Origin of the sequence: Rhodococcus sp. NPDC127527 (assembly GCF_042672245.1) — a bacterium.
Taxonomy (GTDB): Bacteria; Actinomycetota; Actinomycetes; order Mycobacteriales; family Mycobacteriaceae; genus Rhodococcus_G.
Genome location: NZ_JBHXVP010000003.1, coordinates 318329 through 339118, shown reverse-complemented (window position 1 = coordinate 339118; position 20790 = coordinate 318329). Strand labels below are relative to the sequence as shown.

Sequence of the window (20790 nt, the reverse complement as noted above, 5' to 3'; positions counted from 1 at the left end):
CTCACCCCGCGACGACCTCAACGCTGGACCCGGTGCGGCCACGCACGACGTGCAGCCGGCTCGGGATCCGCGCGCGCATCTCGTCGACGTGACTGACGATGCCGACCACCCGGCCGCCCTCGCGCAGCTCGTCGAGCACGCCCATCACCGATTCGAGGGTTTCGGCGTCGAGGGTGCCGAAACCCTCGTCGATGAACATGGTGTCGAGCACCACGCCGCCCGACTCGGCGGCGACCACGTCCGCCAGCCCCAGTGCGAGTGCGAGCGAGGCCAGGAAGGACTCGCCGCCGGAGAGCGTCTTCGCCGACCGCACCACGCCGGTGTAGTCGTCGCGGATGTCGAGGCCGAGCCCGCCGCGCTTACCGCGCGGACCCGCACCGTCCTCGTGCACGAACTCGTAACGGCCGCCGGACATCCGGCGCAGCCGCACCGACGCCGACAGCGCGACCTCCTCGAGCCGGGCCGCCAGCACGTAGGACCGCAGCGACATCTTGCGCGCGTTCTGACCGCGGCCGGCGATCACGTCCGCCAGTGCCGCCAACTCGTCGTGCCTGCGCAGTGCCGGTCCGAGCGCGGACAGTTCGCGCTCGAGCTGCCCGACCAGCCGCTCGAGGTCGAGCACCCGGTCGTCCGCCTTCGCCTCCACCGAGATCGCGGCACCCAGCAGTTCGCCCACCCGTTCCCGCTCCACGGCCGCCGCGCCAGGATCGGCAGGATCGGCAGTGGCCACCGCCGACACCTCCGGTTCGGCGAGCACCGACTCGGCCCGCACCGCCACGTCCCGCGCCTGCATGAGGATCGACTCGAGTTCGGCAATCGTGGCCGGTTCACGAACCGCAGCGAGGGCCGCCTGCGGCGAGTCGAACCCGGCGGCCGTTGCCACGGCGGAGACCTTGGCCTCCAGCGCGGTCGCGTTCTCCTCGACGGCGGCGACCTGAATCCGCAACTCGCCGAGCCGCGAGACCGCGGCGGCGAGCGCGTCGAGCCGGTCACGGCGGGTGCGGAGGTCCTCGTCGGCGCCCGCGGCCACCGCGATCTCCGCGCGCACCCGCGCCACCCTGTCGATGCCAGTGGCGATCCGCTCCGTCAGGCCCGCTCGCTCGACCTCGAGCGCGCGGATCCGTTCCTGCAAGCCGTCGCCCTCGGCGCGGAGGGCGGTCACCCCGACGGCGAGCTCGTCCACTCGGGCGGCGAGGGCGAGCGCCCGCCCGTGCTCCTGGGCGACCCCGCGCACCAGGGCGTCGAGTTCGTCGGGGTCGCGATCGCCGCCGCGGGCCACGTACGCGTCCACCGCCCGTTCCGCTGCGCCGAGCTTGACGGTCGCCGAGTCGAATTCGGCTGCCCGGCGCTGTTCGAGCGCCAGCGCGTCGTCCTCGTCCGCCTTGCTGACCGCCGTCTCTGCGGGGCGGGCCGGTGCCGGGTGGACGTCCGATCCGCAGACCGCGCACGGCGCACCGTCGACGAGGACGCCCGCCAGCTCGGCGGCCATGCCGTCGATCCGGGCCTTCCGCAGGTCGAGCAGATCGGATCGAGCCTGCTGGTGCTTCTCGCGCGCGTCCGCGCGCGACTCGGCCAGCTCGGCGACCGTACGGCGCTGCAGTGCGAGCGCGGTCGCCGCCTCCCTGGCGTCCGCCAGTCGTGCCCGCTCGGCGCCCAACCCGTCCACCCGCGCGGCAGCGGACCGGGCCTCGGCGAGCTCGGCCTCGGCGGCGCCGACCAGGTCAGGCAGCGCCTCGAGGCGTCGCACGAGTTCGGTTGCGGTGGTCTCGAGTTCGCGGCTGCACGCCTCGTCCCGGTCGACCGCGGCCTGCGCCTCGTCCGCTCCCGACGCCTGCTCGATCAAGGCGGCGAGGCGGGTCACCTCGGCGGTCCATTCCCGTACGGCGGCGGCGAGGGTGTCGCGGTCCGACTCCGCCTCGGGCCAGCTGAGCCGGTCGAGCAGCACCCTGCCCTCGTCCGCGGTCCCGACGCCGTCCCCGAGGCCGGCCAGTCTTCGGCGTTGCGCAGCAACCTCGTTCGCGACCGCGTCGGCCTGTGCGCGGAGCGCGGCAACCGGCTCGGCCGCGCGGGCCCTGGACACCTCCTGCGCCACGTCGGCACGCCGGTCCGCGGTCTCCGCGTGTGCGGCCAGATCGGCCTGGGCGCCCGCCGCGCGACGCTGCAGTTCGTGCACGCGCTGCGACTCCGCGAGCACCTCGGCCGCCGCGGTGTCGAGGGTGCGCACCCGCAGCAACTCCGCCGCCGCGGTGTCGCGTGACTCCGTCGCGTCGGCGAGCAGTTTGCGGGCCCACGCCATCGGGTCCGCGTCGGCGCCCGCCTCGATCCCGGCCGCGGTCGACACCCTCGCGACGGCGATGTCGACCGTTCGTCGACTGGACTCGATCTTCGCCGCGCTCTCCCGGCGGCGTTCGGCGAACCACTCCTCCACGGTGCCGAACCGGGCGGTGTCGAAGAGCCGCTCGAGCAGCTTGCCGCGCTCTTCGGTGTCCGCCCGGAGGAACCGGGCGAAATCGCCCTGCGGCAACAACACCACCTGGAAGAACTGGTCGGCGCTCATCCCCAGCAGGCCGCCGACCGCGTCACCGATCTCGTCCAGCCGGGTCAGGTTCTCGCCCCGCCCGTCCAGCCACTCGAGGGTGGCCTTCGCGTTCTCCTTGGTGGTACCGGTGCCGCGCAGCTTGGCGCGCTGGAACTCCGGGCTGCGGGTGATCCGCACGTCGCGGCCGCCGATGGTGGCCTCGAGCACCACCTTCGGTACCGCGCCCGGTTCGGCATGGTCGGAGAGCAGTCGCTTGCCCTCCTGGCGCGCACCGGGCACCCGGCCGTAGAGCGCGAAGGCCGCCGCGTCCAGGATCGTGGTCTTGCCCGCGCCGGTCTGCCCGTGCAGCAGGAACAGGCCGTCCGCGCCGAGGGCGTCGAAGTCCACCGACACCGAGCTCCCGAAGGGGCCGAAGGCCGTCGCCTCCAGACTGTGCAGCCTCATGCGATGCGCTCCGCGGCTTCGGACTCGTCCCGGTCCGGACCGTCGACCTCACGCGCGGCCGCGGCGAAGGCCTGCTCGGTCCAGCGCAGTTCGCTCGCTGTCGGCTCGCCCCGCATGTCCGACAGGAAGCTGGTCGCGATCTCGAGATCGGTTCGGCCGCGCACCTTCTCCCGGTACCGCAGGTCCGAGTCTCCTTCCGGCCGAACCCATTCCAGATGCACCAGGTGCGGGAACCGGGACCGCAGCGTCCGCATCGCGTCCAGCGGCCGAACCGGGTCGGTGAGGACCCCGGACACGTAGTCGTCCTCGGCCGCCGCGAACCGGTCCTCGGAGAGCAACTCCTCGACGGTCCCCGTGAGCTGGCTGAGCCCGCGCACCACCGGCAGGTCGTACCGGACCACCTCGGACAGTCCGTTCGCGTCGAGGTCGGCGATCCACACGGCCTTGCGGTGCGAGCGTTCCCCGAACGAGAACGGCAGCAGCGAGCCGGAGTACCGGACCCCGTCCGCGAGGGTCTGCGGCGAATGCAGGTGGCCGAGCGCGACGTAGTCGACACCGTCGAAGGCCGCGGCGGACACGGTCTCGACCCCGCCGACCGAGATCGACCGCTCCGACCCGGCCGCCTCGCCACCCACGACGAAGGCGTGCGCGAGCAGCACCGAACGCGGCGCGGCGCCGTCGACGGCACGGTCGGCGAGGTCGGCGCGCACGCGGGCCATCGCAGCGTCGAGAATCGCCGCGTGCGTGCGCGCCGTCGGCACGCCCAACTCGGCGCGCGTGGTCTCCGGCTCGAGGTAGGGAATGCCGTAGAACGCGACCGGGCCGAACTCGTCCGACACGACCACCGGACGGTCGACCTCCGAGACCCTGGTCATCAGGTGCAGCCCGCCGGCCGCGGCGAACGCGGCCCCTGCGCCGAGCCGGACCGGCGAGTCGTGATTGCCCGAGGTCGCCACGATCACGGCACCCGCCGCCCGAATCGCCTCGAAGCCCTTGTTGCACACCGCGACGGCGTCGGCACTCGGCACCGCACGGTCGTACACGTCGCCCGGCACGACCACCACGTCGACGGCCTTGTCGGCGACCAGGGCCGCCACGGCGTCGAGTGCCCGGGCCTGGTCACCGAGCAGGTCGACCCCGTGAAAGGTCCGCCCGATGTGCCAGTCGGAGGTGTGCAGGATTCGCATGGGCCGACCGTAGTTCACCCCACCGACAGCCCCGCGCACGCACGCCGAGCGGCCCCACCCCACACAACTTGTCGGTGCCCTGGTGCACCATCTGCGCCATGAACGCCGTCACCGCATTCGGACTGCTCGTCGCGCTGGTCCTCGGCATCGCCGTCGGTTGGCTCTGGCACTCCGCCCGGACCGGACAGCGCACGGCGCGGGCCGAGGCACAGCTGGCCGCGCTGCGGGACAACGAGAAGCTGCTGCGCCAGTCCCTCGCGGCGGTCAACGAGGACTCCGCGCGGCGGACCTCGGGGATCGTCGGCGAGCAGGTCGCGCATCTCGTCGGCCCCTTGCACGACGCCGTCGACGCGCTCTCGCACCAGGTCCAGCAGGTCGAGCGCAGCCGCGTGCACGCGTACGCCGGACTCTCCGAACAGGTCGCGGGCATGCGCCACACCTCCCAGTTGCTCTCGACGCAGACCGGTCGGCTCGTCACCGCGCTGCGCGCCCCGCAGGTTCGTGGCCGGTGGGGCGAGATCCAACTCGAGCGGGTCGTCGAGCTGGCGGGCATGGTCAAGCACTGCGACTTCGAGACCCAGGTGGTCGGTGAGGGGGTGCGGCCGGACCTCGTCGTCCGACTCGCCGGCGGCAAGAACATCGTGGTGGACGCGAAGGTGCCCCTCGCCGCCTACCTCGACGCGGCCCAGGAGGAGGACGTCGCGGTCCGGGACGGTCACCTCGGCCGGCACGCCAAGCAGCTGCGCACCCACGTCGACCAGCTCTCGGCCAAGGCGTACTGGGCGGCCTTCGACCCGACTCCCGAGTTCGTCGTCCTCTTCGTTCCCGGCGATTCGTTCCTCGACGCCGCGTTGACCGCGGACGCGGGACTGCTCGAGCACGCCTTCTCGAAGAATGTGATCCTCGCCACGCCGACGACGCTGGTCGCCCTGCTGCGGACCATCGCCCACACCTGGCGCCAGGAGACGCTCTCGCGGGAGGCCGACACGATCCATCGGCTCGGCCGCGAGCTGTACAACCGGATCGGTGTCGTCGGCAGTCACCTGGACCGACTCGGCTCCCAGCTGGGTAAGGCCGTCGACTCGTTCAACCTGACCGCCGCGTCGATGGAATCGCGGGTGACCGTCACCGCCCGCAAACTCCACGAGCTCGAGGTCGGGGACGGCGAGATACGGGAGGTCGGGCGGGTCGAATCGTGGCCGCGGACCGTCGGACTTTCGGAGATCGTTCCCACAAACGGCGCCGCTAACGAGGTTATCGGCTGACGAGCGACTAATGTCGAGGCGTGTCTGCAACCCAACGTGCTCGCTCTGGGGTGCCGCTCGATGCGCGGTCCGTTCTCCCCACCGTCCCCGGCCTCCCCGCCTGGGGCGCGGTGTTCGTTGCCGTCGGTGCCACCTTCGTTGGGTTTCTGCTCGATTCGATGCGCGGTACGGAACTGACGTCGGCGTTCTCGATCTTCTACTTCCTCGGCTGCGTCGCGGCGGTTCTCGCGGTACGCAGCCGCGGTCTGTTCGCCACCATGGTCCAGCCGCCGCTCGTACTCGTGGTGGCGGTCCCGATGGCGTACCAGCACTTCTCCACCGGGCCAAGCGGCGGCATGAAGGACCTGATCCTCAACGCGGCGATCCCGCTGGTCAATCGCTTTCCGCTGATGCTGCTGACCACCGTGGCGGCGCTCGTGATCGGCCTCGGCCGGATGTACATGGGCCGCCAGGCCGACAAGCTCGCCGCGCGACCTCGCCGCAAGTCGGCGGCCGCCGGTCGCTCCGACCAGCCCACGCGACAGTCGGCGGACCGGACGGCGGACGCGCCCCGCCCGGCGCGGACCGCCCCCGCGACCGGCCGCTTCCCGACGGGCCAGCACTCGACCGGAGCCCGGCCGGTGGTCCCGGAGCGCCCCCGCGAGACCGAACGGACCCAGGAGGTCGCGTTCGATTCGGAGCCGAACAGGCAGCAGCGTCGCCCCGAACCGGCTCGTAGGCCGGTAGCACCCCCGTACGGCGACAACCTCTCGCGCCGCCCGGAACGCGGACCCGCCCCCGTGCGGGCCCCGCAGTTCAGCAGGCCGTCCGAGCCCGAGATGCCGCTGCACCCGATCCCGCAGGTCCGGTACCGGGACCGCTACGACGCGCCCACCGAGCAGTCGCGGCACACCCGCTAACCGGTCGTCGGGCTCGGCTTGCGGAGCTCGCGGGGCAGCGAGAAGACGAGGGTCTCGTTGGCGGTGGTCACCGTCTGGACGTCGTGGAACCCCTGCTCGGCAAGCAGGTCGATGACCCCGCTCACGAGGATCTCCGGCACCGACGCACCGGAGGTGACGCCGACGGTCTGCACGCTCTCGAGCCAGGCGAGGTCGATCTCGCGGGCGTAGTCCACCAGGTGACTCGCCTTCGCGCCGGCCCCCAGCGCCACCTCGACCAGCCGAACCGAGTTCGACGAGTTGCGCGAGCCGACCACGATGACCAGATCGCACTCGGGCGCCATCGCCTTCACCGCGACCTGACGGTTCTGGGTGGCGTAGCAGATGTCGTCGCTCGGCGGATCCTGCAGGAGCGGGAACTTCTCGCGAAGGCGGGCCACCGTCTGCATGGTCTCGTCCACGCTCAGGGTGGTCTGGGAGAGCCAGATGACCTTCGACTCGTCGCGGACCGTCACCGCGTCCACCGAGTCGGGACCGTCCACCAGCTGCACGTGGTCGGGTGCCTCGCCTGCGGTCCCCTCGACCTCCTCGTGACCCTCGTGGCCGATCAGCAGGATGTCGAAGTCGTCGCGGGCGAACCGCTTCGCCTCCTGGTGCACCTTGGTGACCAACGGACAGGTGGCGTCGATGGTGTGCAGGCTGCGCTCGGCGGCCGCCTCGTGCACCGCCGGCGACACCCCGTGCGCGGAGAAGACCAGGACCGAGTTCTCGGGGACCTCGTCGGTCTCGTCGACGAAGACGACGCCGCGTTCGGACAGGGTCTCGACGACGTGCCTGTTGTGCACGATCTCCTTGCGCACGTAGATCGGCGCGCCGTGCTTCTCGAGCGCGCGCTCGACCGTCTCGACCGCCCGGTCCACACCGGCGCAGTAACCCCGCGGCTCGGCCAGCAGGACACGCTTGCCGCGTGCGGCGGCCGGCGCGTTGGAACGGGCGATACCCAGGTTCAGGGGGACTGCGGAAGACATGGTTCCAGGGTACGGGGCGTGGCCGCGGCCGTCCGATCAGGCGCCCCACACCGCGTCGGCTACCAAATGAGGCCCTCGTGAGGCACTCTAGGACCATGATTCGTCCCCCTTTCGCTGCCCGGGTGGCGGCCGGGATCGCGGCCACCGTCGTCGAAGAGGTACAGAAGCTGCCGAGCACCGCGGTGGCGCTGCCGATGACCACGGTCAGCCAGGTCCTGCAGACCTCGATGCGCATCCAGCAGTCGATGACCGCGCTTGCCATCAAGGGCGACGAGGCGCTCGCGTTCCTGTTCCACACCACCGAGGAACAGCCCGGGTGGGCCACCTTCGACGAGGATCTCGAGCCGCCGGCGACCAACGGCGCGGTGGCGACGCCCGTGGTGACGGACTCCAAGCCGGCGAACCAGGGCCGTTTCGAGCTGTACTCGATGACGCCTGCGGTCGACGCGCCCGCGAAGGCCGCCACTCCGGAGAAGCCGCGCACCGCCGCGGCAGCGAAGCCCACGGCGCCGGTGGACCGGCCCGAGATCGCCGAGTACCTCGACTACGACAACCTCACCCTCGCGCAGTTGCGGGCGCGCCTGCGGTCGCTGTCCGTCGACGAGCTCGAGGCCTTGCTCGCATACGAGAACGGCTCGCTCGGCCGCGCCCCGTTCCAGACCATGCTGGGCAACCGGATCACCACCGCCAACTCCAAGTGACCTCGGCCCAGCCCAACCCGGCGGGTACCCGCCCGTCCGCGCAGACGTCGAACTCGGCCGAGAGCCCGTGGCCGGTCCGATCCGTCGCAACGAAGGTCGCGCAGTGGATCGACCGACTCGGCAGCATCTGGGTCGAGGGGCAGATCACCCAGATCAAAGTCCGGCCCGGCACCCGGACCGCTTTCCTGGTGCTGCGCGACCCGTCCGCCGACATGTCGCTGTCGGTGACCTGCTCTCCCGCCCTGATCCGGGACAGCCCGGTGCCGCTGACCGAAGGCAGCCGGGTGGTGGTGTTCGGCAAGCTGTCGTTCTTCACCGGCCGGGGCACGGTGTCCCTCCGCGTCACCGAGATCCGCCCGGTCGGCATCGGCGAACTACTCGCCCGGATCGAGCGGCTGCGCGGCCTGCTCGCCGCGGAGGGACTGTTCGACCCGCGACTCAAGCGGCCACTGCCGTTCCTGCCGCGGACCGTCGGGTTGATCACCGGGCGCGCCAGCGCGGCCGAACGCGACGTGCTCAGCGTCGCCGGAAAACGCTGGCCCGCAGTGCAGTTCGAGATCCGCAACACGGCCGTCCAGGGTCCCACCGCGACAGCACAGATCGTGGCGGCGCTCGCCGAACTGGACGAGGACCCCGCGGTCGAGGTGATCGTCCTGGCCCGCGGCGGCGGCAGCGTGGAGGACCTGCTGCCGTTCTCCGACGAGACGCTCTGCCGCGCCATCGCCAAGTGCACGACGCCGGTGGTCAGCGCGATCGGCCACGAGCCGGACAATCCGTTGTGCGATCACGTCGCCGACGTGCGCGCCGCCACCCCGACCGACGCGGCGAAGCGGGTGGTGCCCGACGCCGTCGCCGAGCAGGCGCTGGTCGCGGAGTACCGCGCCCGTGGCGCAGCCGCGCTGCGGAACTGGGTTGCGCGCGAGGCACGTTCGCTGGCGGACCTGCGCAGCCGGCCCGTGCTCGCCGACCCGCTGGCCGCCGTCGACCGCCGCGCCGAGGAGGTCGAGCGGCTGCGCGAGGCGGGCCGACGGGACGTCACTCGACTGGTCGCCGGGCAGACGACCGTGCTCGAGCACCTGGCCGCCCGACTGACCACGCTTGGACCCGCGGCGACCCTGGCGCGCGGCTACGCGGTGGTGCAGCGGGTGGTTCCGGGGTCGGATCCCGAGGTTCTGCGGTCGGTGGACGACGCCCCACCGGGCACACAGATTCGGGTACGGGTCGCCGACGGCGCGGTCGTCGCGGCCGTCATGGGCAAGGACAAGTCAGGAGATTCCAGGTGAACGAACCGGTGTCGGACCTCGGCTACGAGGCCGCACGCGACCAACTCGCCGAGGTGGTCAAGATGCTCGAGCAGGGTGGTCTCGACCTCGACCACTCCCTCGCACTGTGGGAACGGGGCGAGGCGTTGGCCAAGCGGTGCGAGGAGCACCTGGCCGGCGCGCGGGCCCGGGTGGAGCGGGCGCTCGCGCATGCCGAGGACGAGGACTCGGCGAACTGATCTCGGCGAGGCGTCGCCGCGCGGCACTCAGCGGGTGAGCGGCTGGGCCTCGCCGACGGCGGTGGCCAGGTCGGTGAACTCCGGCTCGGACCCGGACCCGGTGATCAGCACGCGCACGTCACCGAGGTTGGTGATCCAGATCGGTTCGCTGCCCTGCTCGGAGTACTTCACCCAGGAGTCGGGGCCGATCTGCTCGACGCCGGTCGACGTGCGCGGATTGCCGGCCACCCACGGCACCAGCGCCTCCTCCGTGGCGGCACTCTGGCTCAACTGCAGGTAGCGCCCCTTGTCGGTGATGTATCCGACGGTGCTGACGTCGCCGCCGCCCTCGCCGGTGACGGTGCCCCGGCTACCCGAGTTCGGCTGCCATCCCGCCGGGACCGCGGGGTTGCGGACCGGGAAGCCGAGTTCGCGGGAGTCGTAGCGGAGCGCGGCGTTGATGTCGAAGTGCGGGACCTGACCGGGAGTCGGGCCGCCCGGGCTGAGCGTGCACTGGCTGGCGATGCCGGCGATGATCAGGCAGAGCACGACGAGCGGGATTATCGACCACAGCATGTCGCGGTTGCTCTGCAGAATTCGGGGTTTGTTGCCAGCCACGATGTCCAGTATCCCAGCACCCCGGGACCCTGCTCCGGCCGGTCCCTTCCCGACCGAAACCGACCATCGAGTCACATATATGCAGATAACTTGCACAGCATGAGTGCGAGCATCGCCACGCGTCCGGCCGTCCGGTCCCACGCCTGGTTTCGAGGCGTCCTGGTCGCCGTCCTCGGCGCCGCCGCCGTCGCGGCAGGGTCCGCGCCGGCGGCGGCCCAGCCCGCCACCTACACGGAGTACCTCGACATCACCCCCGCCAACGCGAACGCCGAACTCGCGGGCGGCCTCGATCCCCGCCTGCCCACCGATCCGGCCGTCCTCGGCGGGGCGCTGGCGTCGGCCCGAACCGACCACGTGCCCCCGGTCCGCTATGCCGCGCTGCTGCACCAGTACTGGCTCGCGCTCGGCGCCCAGGCGACCGGGATCGACCTGGCCTCCTGGGACCCGAACGCCGGGTTCGCGGCCAACTCGACCCTCGTCGACCGGGTGTACGCGAATTACGGCCGCTACCAACGCGAGCACTCCGAGCTGAACTGGGCCGGCATGGCGGGGATGGCCGGCGCGTCGTTCGCCGCGGGCTTCTGGGACCTCGACGGCGGCCGCACCGCACTGACGGTCGACGCCGTCCATCGGCTCGGCACCGCGGTCGGGTCGGCCGTCGGAGCGCTGCCCGCCGAGGCGGCCGCCGTGCTGCCCGACGACGTGCGGGCCCTGGCCACCCTCGGTCCGGCGATGACCGCCGCGGACCTCGACTGGTACCAGGAGCGACTGCTGATCATGCAGAAGCACATCTACTTCGACATGGTCCCGATGCACGAGGCGTACGTGCGGGCCGGGCGCCCGGCGATCGAGGAACTCGGCGCCGCCGGCCTGCTCGACGCCAATGCCCGGTCCGCGTGGCAGGGCATCTTCTCCGGCACCGCCGAGGGCCGCGCCGACGCCACCAGGCGGATGGCGGACCGCGAGCAGAACGAGATCGTCGCCGACCAGTGGGACGCCACCGCGAACGGCCGCGGTGGCGCCGGACGGGTCCTCAGCTACGTCACCACCGTCGCCGCACAGCCGTCGATTCCCGGCACGCGGTCGCCGGGGGTGGTCGCGCCGCTGTCGGTCGTCGGCAGGGTCGGCGGCGCCACCTACCGTCTGCAAGCCCCCCTGCCCGACTTCAACTGGGCCGATCGCGGACCACGGTGGTCGTACATCGGCGGCGACACCGTGCCCGCGTACGCGCGGCTGGTCCAGGACCGTCCCGCGGAGGCGTACGCGCTGCTGGCGTTGCCGTTCGGCGACTTCATGGACCAGCAGCGGGTGCTGCACCGGATGCCGGCACTCGCCCGCGACCTGGGCACCGGATGGTCGCTGACGCGGGAGCCGTAGACGCGCCGGGATCGGACCGGAGGCGTGATGAGATAATCACGCTTCGAGACCGACGGTCTCCCCCATCGACCGAACCTATGGCGACGCCGACCGCGTCGACCGCAAGGAGGCACTGCCCAATGACGGCCAGCACCCCAACGAGTCGCCGCGAGGCCCCGGACCGCAACCTGGCGATGGAGTTGGTGCGAGTGACCGAGGCGGGTGCGCTGGCCGCCGGCCGCTGGGTCGGACGGGGCGACAAGGAGGGCGGCGACGGCGCCGCGGTCGACGCCATGCGTCAGCTCGTCTCCAGCGTCTCGATGCGCGGCGTCGTCGTGATCGGTGAGGGCGAGAAGGACGAAGCGCCCATGCTCTACAACGGCGAAGAGGTCGGCAACGGCGACGGCCCGGACTGCGACTTCGCGGTCGACCCCGTCGACGGCACCACCCTGATGTCCAAGGGCATGCCCAACGCGATCTCGGTTCTCGCGGTCGCCGAGCGCGGCGCGATGTTCGACCCGTCCGCGGTGTTCTACATGGAGAAGATCGCCGTCGGCCCCGACGCCGCCGACGTCATCGACATCACCGCCCCCGTGGCGGAGAACGTCAAGCGCATCGCGAAGGTCCGCAAGTCCTCGGTCTCCGACGTCACCGTCTGCATCCTCGACCGCCCCCGGCACGCGCAGCTGATCGCCGACGTCCGCGACACCGGCGCCCGCATCCGGCTGATCTCCGACGGCGACGTGGCCGGCGCCATCGCCGCCGCCCGCCCCGACTCCGGCACCGACATGCTCATCGGGATCGGCGGCACCCCCGAGGGCATCATCGCCGCGGCCGCGATGCGCTGCATGGGCGGCGCCCTGCAGGGCCGGCTCGCCCCGACCGACGACGCCGAGCGGCAGAAGGCCATCGACGCGGGCCACGACCTGGACCGGGTGCTGCTGACCGAGGACCTCGTCTCCGGCGAGAACGTCTTCTTCACCGCCACCGGCGTCACCGACGGCGACCTGCTGCGCGGCGTCCGCTACAGCGGCGGCGGCGCGCACACCCAGTCCATCGTGATGCGCAGCAAGTCCGGCACGGTGCGCATGATCGACGCCTATCACCGCCTGTCGAAGCTGCGCGAGTACTCCTCCGTCGACTTCGACGGCGACCCGGACGCCCAGTTCCCCATGCCGTAGGCGCTCCGCGCCCGTGAGTCCTTCTGGTCCGGATATGGGCCAAGGGGACTCACGGGCGGCACAGCCGCTTCGGTGGCAAGCTAGCAAGGTATGACCGAAGAACCGCAGTACCGCATCGAGCACGACACCATGGGCGAGGTTCGCGTCCCGAAGGACGCGCTGTGGCGGGCACAGACGCAGCGGGCGGTGGAGAACTTCCCGATCAGCGGTCGCGGTCTCGAGCGCGCCCAGATCCGCGCGATGGGTCTGCTCAAGGCCGCCTGCGCAGAGGTCAACAGGGACCTCGGACTGCTCGACGCCGAGAAGGCCGACGCGATCATCGCGGCGGCGAACGAGATCGCCGACGGCCGCCACGACGACCAGTTCCCGATCGACGTCTTCCAGACCGGTTCGGGCACCAGCTCGAACATGAACGCCAACGAGGTCATCGCCTCGATCGCGCTCGCGAACGGCGTCGAGGTGCACGCCAACGACCACGTCAACATGTCGCAGTCGTCCAACGACACCTTCCCCACCGCCACCCACCTCGCCGCCGCCGAGGCCGAGGTCAAGGATCTGATTCCCGCACTCGACCACCTGCGACTCGCACTGGGCGACAAGGCCTCCGAATGGAAGACGGTGGTCAAGTCCGGTCGCACGCACCTGATGGACGCGGTGCCGGTCACCCTTGGCCAGGAGTTCGGGGGTTACGCCCGACAGGTGGAGGCCGGCATCGAGCGGATCCTCGCCACCCTTCCCCGACTCGGCGAACTCCCGATCGGTGGTACCGCGGTGGGCACCGGCCTCAACGCTCCGGACGGGTTCGGAACGAAAGTCGTTGCCCGGCTTGTCGAGTCGACGGGAATCGACGCCCTTTCGCCGGCCCGCAACAGCTTCGAGGCGCAGGCCGCGCGCGACGGGCTGGTCGAGGCGTCCGGCGTGCTGCGCACGGTCGCGGTGTCACTGACCAAGATTGCCAACGACATTCGCTGGATGGGATCGGGGCCACTCACCGGCCTCGGAGAGATCCGCCTGCCCGATCTGCAGCCGGGCAGCTCGATCATGCCCGGCAAGGTGAACCCCGTCCTCCCGGAGGCGGTGACCCAGGTTGCCGCACAGGTCGTCGGCAACGACACCACCGTCGCCTGGGGCGGAGCCGCGGGAGCGTTCGAGCTCAACGTCTACATCCCGGTCATGGCACGAAACCTGCTGGAGTCAATTCGACTGCTGTCCAACGTGTCCCGACTGTTCGCCGATCGGTGCGTCTCGGGTCTCGTGGCGAACGTCGAGCACCTGCGCACCCTGGCCGAGTCGTCGCCGTCGATCGTCACGCCACTGAACTCGGCTATCGGCTACGAGGAGGCCGCCGCGGTGGCGAAGGAGGCTCTCGCGCAGCGCAAGACCATCCGGCAGACGGTGATCGACCGCGGCCTGATCGGCGACAAGCTGTCACTCGAGGAACTCGACCGCCGCCTGGACGTGCTCGCGATGGCGAAGGTCGAGGATCGGTAGTCCGGTTCAGGCCTCGATCGCGATGACCGCGCCGGGCTGGAGCCAGCGAATCAGCCAGACCAGCGCCGTCTCGTCGATCGCGACACACCCTTCGGTGGGTTCGCCGTTGGTCACGTGCAGGAAGAAGGCGCCGCCGTCACCGGGCACCCGGTCCTTGTTCACGCCCATCACCACGGCGTAGCGGTACGCGGGAATCTGCAACCGCTCCGATTCGGATTCGTCGAACGCACACGCACCCGGCGCGCAGACCTGATGGGTGTTGTAGGTCGGGCTGTGCGGGTCGCCGTCCCACCAGTCGTCGGCGCCGACCGTCCGGTACGGCAGACCGCCACCGGGATTGGGTGCGGTACCGAAGGTCGCATCGAGGCTGTAGACCCCGGTGGGCGTCGCGGGGACACCGTCGTGCGACTGCGGCGCGAAACCCGCCGAGCCGACCTTCGCGGGCAGTGCGGGCGAGATGCGGTGCCAGCCGATCGGTGAGCGCTGCCAGGCCTCCACCGTCGCCTGCGAGCCGCCCGCCCCGTTGACCGTGACGACCTGGGTGGCCGCGCCGACGGTCCCCTCGAACCAGGGTCCCTGCGCGACCGCGTGTGGCGCGCACAGCAGCGCCAGTACCGTCGCGACAACGGTCGAAAGTATGACGCCCATCACATTGCGCACACCGCATCGTAACAATGCGCTAAGCGCAGTGGTGCGGTTACGGAGTCCTGACCCTCCGTGTCCGCACCACTGCGGCGAAGCCGCCTATGCGGTGGGGCCGAACTCCTCGAGCATCTCGGTGACCAGTGCGGCGATCGGCGACCGCTCGCTGCGCGTCAGCGTGACGTGCGCGAAAAGCGGGTGTCCCTTGAGCTTCTCGATCACCGCGGCGACGCCGTCGTGCCGGCCGACCCGCAGGTTGTCGCGCTGGGCGACGTCGTGGGTGAGCACCACCCGCGATCCGGTGCCGAGCCGCGACAGCACGGTGAGCAGCACGTTGCGTTCGAGCGACTGGGCCTCGTCGACGATGACGAACGAGTCGTGCAGCGAACGACCGCGGATGTGCGTGAGCGGCAACACCTCCAGCATTCCGCGGCTGACCACCTCGTCCATCACCTCGGGGCTGGCCAACCCGTCGAGGGTGTCGAAGACGGCCTGCGCCCACGGCCCCATCTTCTCGCTCTCGCTGCCCGGCAGGTAGCCCAGCTCCTGACCGCCGACCGCGTACAGCGGGCGGAACACGACCACCTTGCGGTGGGTGCGGCGTTCGAGGACCGCCTCGAGGCCCGCGGTCAACGCGAGCGCCGACTTGCCGGTGCCGGCCTTGCCACCGAGCGAGACGATGCCGATGCTCTCGTCCAGCAGCAGGTCGAGCGCGATGCGCTGCTCCGCGGAACGCCCGTGCAGCCCGAACGCCTCCCGCTCGCCGCGCACCAGCTGCACCCGCTTGTCCGGGTTGACCCGGCCCAACGCACTCGAGCTGCCGCTGATCAGCCGGATGCCGGTGTGGCACGGCAACTCTCGCGCCTCGTCGAGATCGATCTCCCCCTCCGAGAACAGTTCGTCGATGCGACCGGACGCGACGTCGAGTTCGGTCATGCCGGTCCACCCCGACGGCACCACGTCGTGCGCGTGGTACTCGTCGGCGGGCAGTCCCACCGCACCGGCCTTGACCCGCAGCGGGATGTCCTTGCTGACCAGCACCACGTCCTTGCCCTCGGCGGCGAGGTTCAACGCGCAGGCCAGGATCCGGGAGTCGTTGGAGTCGGTGCGGAAGCCGACCGGCAGCACCGCCGGGTCGGTGTGGTTCAGTTCCACCTGCAGGGTTCCGTCCACCGTGCCGATCGGCACCGGTTGGTCCAGCCGCCCGTGCTCGATCCTCAGGTCGTCGAGCATCCGAAGCGCCTCTCGCGCAAACCATCCCAACTCGTGATGGTGGCGTTTACCCTCCAGCTCGCTGATCACCACGAGCGGCAGCACGACCTCGTGTTCGGCGAACCGGGTGACGGCCCAGGGATCCGAGAGCAGGACCGAGGTGTCGAGAACGTAGGTGCGGACGGAGCGGGATTCGGTCACGGTGGCTCCTCGACCTGCGCGGCACCCGCGCAGGCGGCGTTCGCTGGGCCGTTCGGTCCGGGTGGGTCTTACGTCCCACAGGGGCCGGGTGCCGGCCCCTTCGCCCTGAACGAGTCAGTCACGATTCGAACCTCCCGGACGGGCGACTTCCCCTGTCACCCGGTAAGCAGAACGCTACGTCCGAACGCCCCGCGACCGCGTGAACAACACGATGAACGTTGCGTTAACCGAGGTCGGCGACGACAAATTCGGCACCGCCGTCGGCGCGCCGACCGAATACGCGAACGGCCCGCGCCCCAAGGGGACGCGGGCCGTGAAGGCGATCGGTCAGACGTTCTTGGAGAGCAGGCCCCAGTCCTCGAGTCCCTCGTAGAGGGGGAAGTCCAGCGCCAGCTTGGACACCCGGGCCCGCAGGGCCGGGACGTCGGCTCCGGCGCCGGCGGCCAGCGCGGTCGCGATGATGTCGGCGACCTCGGTGAACTCGGCCTCGCCGAAGCCGCGGGTGGCCAGCGCGGGGGTGCCGATCCGCAGGCCGGACGGGTTCATCGGCGGGCGCGGGTCGAACGGGACGGCGTTGCGGTTGACGGTGATACCGATCTCGTGCAGCAGATCCTCGCCCTGCTGTCCGTCCAGCTCGGAGTGACGCAGGTCGACGAGCACCAGGTGCACGTCGGTGCCGCCGGTGAGCACGGAGATGCCGTTGCCCGCGACGTCGGCCCCGGTGAGACGCTCGGCCAGGATCTTCGCGCCGGCGAGGGTGCGGGCCTGACGGTCCCGGAACTCGTCGGTGGCCGCGATCTTCATGGCGACGGCCTTCGCGGCGATCGCGTGCATCAGCGGTCCGCCCTGCTGACCCGGGAACACCGAGGAGTTCAGCTTCTTCGCCCACTCCTGCTTCGCGAGGATCATGCCGGAACGGGGGCCGCCGAGGGTCTTGTGCACGGTGGTGGAGACGACGTCCGCGTGCGGCACCGGCGACGGGTGCAGGCCCGCGGCGACCAGTCCGGCGAAGTGCGCCATGTCGACCCACAGCTTGGCGTCGATCTCGTCCGCGATGGACCGGAACGCGGCGAAGTCGAGGTGCCGCGGGTAGGCGGACCAGCCGGCGATGAGGACCTGGGGACGCTCGGCGAGGGCGATCTCGCGGACCTTGTCCATGTCGACGACGTGGGTGTCCTCGCGGACGCCGTACGACGCGACCTGGTACAGCTTGCCGGAGAAGTTCAGCTTCATGCCGTGGGTGAGGTGACCGCCGTGCGCGAGGTCCATGCCGAGCAGCTTCTCGCCCGGGTTCATCAGCGCCATCAGCACCGCGGCGTTGGCCTGCGCACCCGCGTGCGGCTGCACGTTCGCGAACTCCGCCCCGAAGACCTCCTTGGCACGCTCGCGCGCCAGGTTCTCCACCACGTCGACGTGCTCGCAGCCGCCGTAGTAGCGGCGGCCCGGGTAACCCTCGGCGTACTTGTTGGTGAGCACGCTGCCCTGGGCCTGGAGCACCGCGCGCGGCACGAAGTTCTCCGACGCGATCATTTCCAGGGTGTCGCGCTGACGGGCCAGCTCACCGTTCATCGCCGCGGCGACCTCGGGGTCGAGTTCGGCGAGCGAGGCATTGTTGACGTCGGTGCTGGGCACAGCGGTCATCGAGGGATCTCCAAGCGGATGTCCGGGCAGGGGCAGCCCTCATTCTAAGGCCAGGTCACCCGCACCCATCCGCGGGATCCGTGTACGCCGCACACACCTGCGTCCCGATCGCCGGGATCGCGGTCCCACCCGGCCGCCGTGATCGGGTTCGCTGTTCCCGTCCACCACTTCTGCACCGACTTTCGGGAGCCCAGATGACCCTCGACGACTTGCTGACCGAACGAGCGATCAACCGCGCCTTGACCGAGATCGCACGGGCTATGGACCAGCGGGACTGGGAAGCCCTCGAGGAGCTGACCCTGCCCGACATGACCGCGAACCTGGGCACCGGGGAACTGACCGGTCGCGCGCACGTCGTCGCGAGCATTCGCTCGTTCCTCGACGAGTGCGGACCCACCCAGCACCTGCTCGGCAATGTGCTCGTCGACGTCGACGGCGACACCGCAACCAGCCGGGCGTACGTCAGTGACATGCACATCGGCGCGGGCGAGCGGTCGCACCTGACCTTCAGCACCCTCGGCGACTACCACGACTCTTGGGTGCGCAGCGGCGGCGTCTGGCGGCTGGCCCGGCGGGTCAAGCACAACCGCGGACACGTCGGCTCCTTCGCCGCGCTCGGTCCCGGCCCGGAGGGCTGGTCGCCGCGCGGCTGACCCCACGCTGCCGACCGGTGCGCAGGGTCAGCGCAGCGCGGACGGGATCAACGGCTCGTCGAGCAGCCGCCGGAACAGCTCCGAACGTTCGTCGGCCGTCTCGCCGCGGTCCAGCCACGCCCCGAGCAGGCGGTAGCCCTCGACGTAGGTGCTCGTGTACGCCCGCCACAGCGGCGAGGACAGGAATCTCAGCGACTGCCGGGCGCGTTCCGGACTCGCCAGGGTCCACCGCTGCAGGAACTCGGCGACCTCGTCGTGACTGCGTCCGTGGTCGTGCAGCAGCAACGCCGCGTCCTGCCGCACCCCGAGCAGCTTGGCCGACGCCGTCGACAAGGCCTCGGCGCGCTCCCCGTCGAAGCGCAGGCCCAGGTCGGCGTAGATCTCCTGGGCCCACGGCCCCCAGCCCGGACCGACGATCGACGCGAGCGCCAGGTCGGCCAGGCCCTCGGCCATCAGGCACTGCGGGGTGTTCACCAGGAACAGCGTGTGTTCGGCCTGACCGGCACCGACCAGGCCGGCCTCCTTGCGGCAGTGCTCGGTGTGGTGCCCGGGGTACGACTCGTGCGCGATCAGGTGCGGCAGATTCGCCATGTGCTGCTTGAGGTCCGAGTTGATCGCGACCCGGGACCGGTAGTCGCCGAGGTAGTAGTTGAAGCCCGACCACGGCTTGTCCCCCACCACCTCGTACTCCACGCGCTCGGTCTCGGGCAGCTGATAGCGGCCGCGGACCAGGTCCCGCAGCGCGCTGGAGAACGCGTCCACGCACTCGGCGAGCCGGTCCGGCGGGATCTCGTCGGCGACGCGGTGTGCCTGCAGCCGCTCGGCCAACGGTCGGCTCCGGTCGCCCGCCAGCACCTCGTCCATCGCCCGGTGCGCCTCGCGGTAGTCGTCGACGCTGCCGGGCTCGATCCGCACGTCGAAGTAGGCGTGCACCTCGTCGACGAATCCGATCTGCTCGCCGGCGAACTTGCGAGCCGAGCACTCGAGCGCCCGCAGGTGCACGTCGAGGAAGCCCGCGCGGTCCGCGGACAGGTCCGCGCTCGGCAGTTCGGACCGCAGACGGGAGGCCCGCGTCGCCAGCTCGCGAGGGTCCGGGGCGGGTGCGTTCTCGACCTGCCTGCGCAGCGCGGGGTCGCCGGTGTAGGCGTCGACGAAGCCCTCCTCGACCCGGTCGAAACCGAGTCCGAGCAGCAGGTATTCGCGGACGAATGCGTCGGGGTCCATGCTGTTGAAGGGTAGTGCCCGGACCCGCCGATCCGGCGCGGTGTGGGGACGCGCACAATTCCAACTATGCAGACCGATTTCGGGGGACGCGAATGGCGCGGGTGAGCGAGAGCAGCCCCTACGTCGAGTTCGACCGCAAACAGTGGCGAACTCTGCGCAAGTCGACTCCGCTGGTCCTGACCGAGGAAGAGCTCCTCGGCATGAGGGGTCTCGGCGAGCAGATCGACCTCGACGAGGTGGCGGAGGTCTACCTGCCGCTGTCACGACTGATCCACCTCCAGGTGGCCGCGCGCCAGCGCCTGTTCGCCGCGACCGCGACGTTCCTCGGCGAGAAGCACCCCGACCGTCAGGTGCCGTTCGTGATCGGCGTCGCGGGAAGCGTGGCGGTGGGCAAGTCGACCACCGCGCGCGTGCTGCAGGCGCTGCTCGCGCGCTGGGACCACCATCCGCGCGTCGACCTGGTCACCACCGACGGATTCCTGTACCCCACCGCGGAGCTGACCCGCCGGGGCATCATGCACCGCAAGGGATTCCCCGAGAGCTACGACCGTCGCAAGCTGCTGCGGTTCGTCACCGAGGTCAAGTCGGGCGCGGAAGAGGTTGCCGCACCGGTGTACTCGCACCGGTCCTACGACGTGGTGCCCGGCCAGTACCACCTCGTTCGCCAGCCCGACATCCTGATCATCGAGGGGCTCAACGTCCTGCAGACCGGCCCGCGACTGATGGTCTCGGACCTGTTCGACTTCTCGATCTACGTGGACGCCCGCATCGAGGACATCGAGCGCTGGTACATCAAACGCTTCCTCACGCTGCGCAAGACCGCCTTCGCCGACCCGAACGCCCACTTCCACCACTACGCCGCGCTCTCGGACGAGCACGCGACCCTGGCGGCCGACGACATCTGGAACTCGATCAACCGGCCGAACCTGGTCGAGAACATCCTGCCGACCCGCCCGCGCGCGACGCTGGTGCTGCGCAAGGACTCCGACCACTCCATCAACCGGCTGCGCCTGCGCAAGCTGTAGGTCGCGAAACGGACAGGGCCGAAC

The 20790-nt window shown here is 70.9% G+C and carries 18 protein-coding genes; 10 read left to right on the top strand and 8 right to left on the bottom strand.

Annotated elements, in window-relative coordinates; genetic code table 11:
- Position 1: 1 nt before the first annotated feature.
- On the bottom strand, positions 2-2983 hold the full coding sequence (locus ACFVH2_RS07475) for an AAA family ATPase (RefSeq protein WP_378420149.1): 2982 nt from the start codon (positions 2981-2983) through the stop codon (positions 2-4).
- On the bottom strand, positions 2980-4170 hold the full coding sequence (locus tag ACFVH2_RS07470; RefSeq protein WP_378420150.1) for an exonuclease SbcCD subunit D: 1191 nt from the start codon (positions 4168-4170) through the stop codon (positions 2980-2982). Before ACFVH2_RS07470 ends, ACFVH2_RS07475 begins: the two co-directional genes overlap by 4 nt.
- Before the next feature lie 98 nt (positions 4171-4268).
- Between ACFVH2_RS07470 and ACFVH2_RS07465 the strand changes: the two genes are divergently transcribed.
- Entirely contained in the window at positions 4269-5435 is a 1167-nt protein-coding gene (locus ACFVH2_RS07465; protein WP_378420151.1) for a DNA recombination protein RmuC, read from the top strand.
- A gap of 20 nt (positions 5436-5455) precedes the next feature.
- On the top strand, positions 5456-6334 hold the full coding sequence (locus tag ACFVH2_RS07460; RefSeq protein ID WP_378420152.1) for a DUF6542 domain-containing protein: 879 nt from the start codon (positions 5456-5458) through the stop codon (positions 6332-6334).
- Here the strand turns inward: ACFVH2_RS07460 and ACFVH2_RS07455 are convergent.
- Complete coding sequence (locus tag ACFVH2_RS07455; protein WP_378420153.1) at positions 6331-7341, bottom strand: 4-hydroxy-3-methylbut-2-enyl diphosphate reductase; 1011 nt, start codon at positions 7339-7341, stop codon at positions 6331-6333. The genes ACFVH2_RS07460 and ACFVH2_RS07455 overlap by 4 nt on opposite strands.
- A 95-nt stretch (positions 7342-7436) precedes the next feature.
- Here ACFVH2_RS07455 and ACFVH2_RS07450 point away from each other — a divergent pair, with 95 nt between their 5' ends.
- The 3 genes from ACFVH2_RS07450 to ACFVH2_RS07440 are packed head-to-tail and all read left to right on the top strand — an operon-like array spanning position 7437 to position 9543.
- The gene (locus ACFVH2_RS07450) at positions 7437-8042 is read left to right on the top strand and encodes a lipid droplet-associated protein (RefSeq protein WP_378420154.1); all 606 of its coding nucleotides are present in this window, start codon (positions 7437-7439) and stop codon (positions 8040-8042) included.
- Entirely contained in the window at positions 8039-9325 is a 1287-nt protein-coding gene (xseA, locus tag ACFVH2_RS07445; RefSeq protein ID WP_378420155.1) for an exodeoxyribonuclease VII large subunit, read from the top strand. Before ACFVH2_RS07450 ends, xseA begins: the two co-directional genes overlap by 4 nt.
- Entirely contained in the window at positions 9322-9543 is a 222-nt protein-coding gene (locus ACFVH2_RS07440; protein ID WP_378420156.1) for an exodeoxyribonuclease VII small subunit, read from the top strand. The genes xseA and ACFVH2_RS07440 overlap by 4 nt, the downstream gene beginning before the upstream one ends.
- Before the next feature lie 27 nt (positions 9544-9570).
- On the opposite strand, the gene ACFVH2_RS07435 is transcribed toward ACFVH2_RS07440, so the two are convergent.
- On the bottom strand, positions 9571-10140 hold the full coding sequence (locus ACFVH2_RS07435) for a DUF4245 domain-containing protein (RefSeq protein ID WP_378420157.1): 570 nt from the start codon (positions 10138-10140) through the stop codon (positions 9571-9573).
- A 99-nt stretch (positions 10141-10239) separates the two neighbouring features.
- Between ACFVH2_RS07435 and ACFVH2_RS07430 the strand changes: the two genes are divergently transcribed.
- From ACFVH2_RS07430 to ACFVH2_RS07420, 3 genes are all read left to right on the top strand, one after another.
- A complete protein-coding gene (locus ACFVH2_RS07430) occupies positions 10240-11517 on the top strand; it encodes a hypothetical protein (RefSeq protein ID WP_378420158.1) in 1278 nt (425 codons plus the stop codon).
- A gap of 77 nt (positions 11518-11594) precedes the next feature.
- Positions 11595-12677, top strand: a complete 1083-nt coding sequence (gene glpX, locus ACFVH2_RS07425) for a class II fructose-bisphosphatase (protein WP_378420159.1) — start codon at positions 11595-11597, stop codon at positions 12675-12677.
- Positions 12678-12767: 90 nt separating this feature from the next.
- On the top strand, positions 12768-14168 hold the full coding sequence (locus ACFVH2_RS07420; RefSeq protein WP_378420160.1) for a class II fumarate hydratase: 1401 nt from the start codon (positions 12768-12770) through the stop codon (positions 14166-14168).
- 6 nt (positions 14169-14174) lie between these two features.
- Here ACFVH2_RS07420 and ACFVH2_RS07415 read toward each other — a convergent pair whose 3' ends face one another.
- The 3 genes from ACFVH2_RS07415 to glyA all read right to left on the bottom strand — a co-directional run bounded on the left by ACFVH2_RS07415 (position 14175) and on the right by glyA (position 17864).
- On the bottom strand, positions 14175-14828 hold the full coding sequence (locus tag ACFVH2_RS07415) for a L,D-transpeptidase (protein WP_378420161.1): 654 nt from the start codon (positions 14826-14828) through the stop codon (positions 14175-14177).
- An 84-nt stretch (positions 14829-14912) separates the two neighbouring features.
- Positions 14913-16223 (bottom strand): PhoH family protein, encoded by a 1311-nt coding sequence (locus tag ACFVH2_RS07410; RefSeq protein WP_378420162.1) that lies wholly within the window; start codon positions 16221-16223, stop codon positions 14913-14915.
- Positions 16224-16550: 327 nt separating this feature from the next.
- Positions 16551-17864 (bottom strand): serine hydroxymethyltransferase, encoded by a 1314-nt coding sequence (glyA, locus tag ACFVH2_RS07405; RefSeq protein ID WP_378420163.1) that lies wholly within the window; start codon positions 17862-17864, stop codon positions 16551-16553.
- Between the two features lie 194 nt (positions 17865-18058).
- Between glyA and ACFVH2_RS07400 the strand changes: the two genes are divergently transcribed.
- The gene (locus ACFVH2_RS07400) at positions 18059-18517 is read left to right on the top strand and encodes a nuclear transport factor 2 family protein (protein ID WP_378420164.1); all 459 of its coding nucleotides are present in this window, start codon (positions 18059-18061) and stop codon (positions 18515-18517) included.
- Positions 18518-18544: 27 nt separating this feature from the next.
- Here ACFVH2_RS07400 and ACFVH2_RS07395 read toward each other — a convergent pair whose 3' ends face one another.
- The gene (locus tag ACFVH2_RS07395; RefSeq protein WP_378420165.1) at positions 18545-19741 is read right to left on the bottom strand and encodes a DUF885 domain-containing protein; all 1197 of its coding nucleotides are present in this window, start codon (positions 19739-19741) and stop codon (positions 18545-18547) included.
- A gap of 92 nt (positions 19742-19833) precedes the next feature.
- On the opposite strand from ACFVH2_RS07395, the gene coaA reads away from it, so the two are divergent.
- Entirely contained in the window at positions 19834-20766 is a 933-nt protein-coding gene (gene coaA / locus ACFVH2_RS07390) for a type I pantothenate kinase (RefSeq protein WP_378420166.1), read from the top strand.
- Positions 20767-20790: the final 24 nt, after the last annotated feature.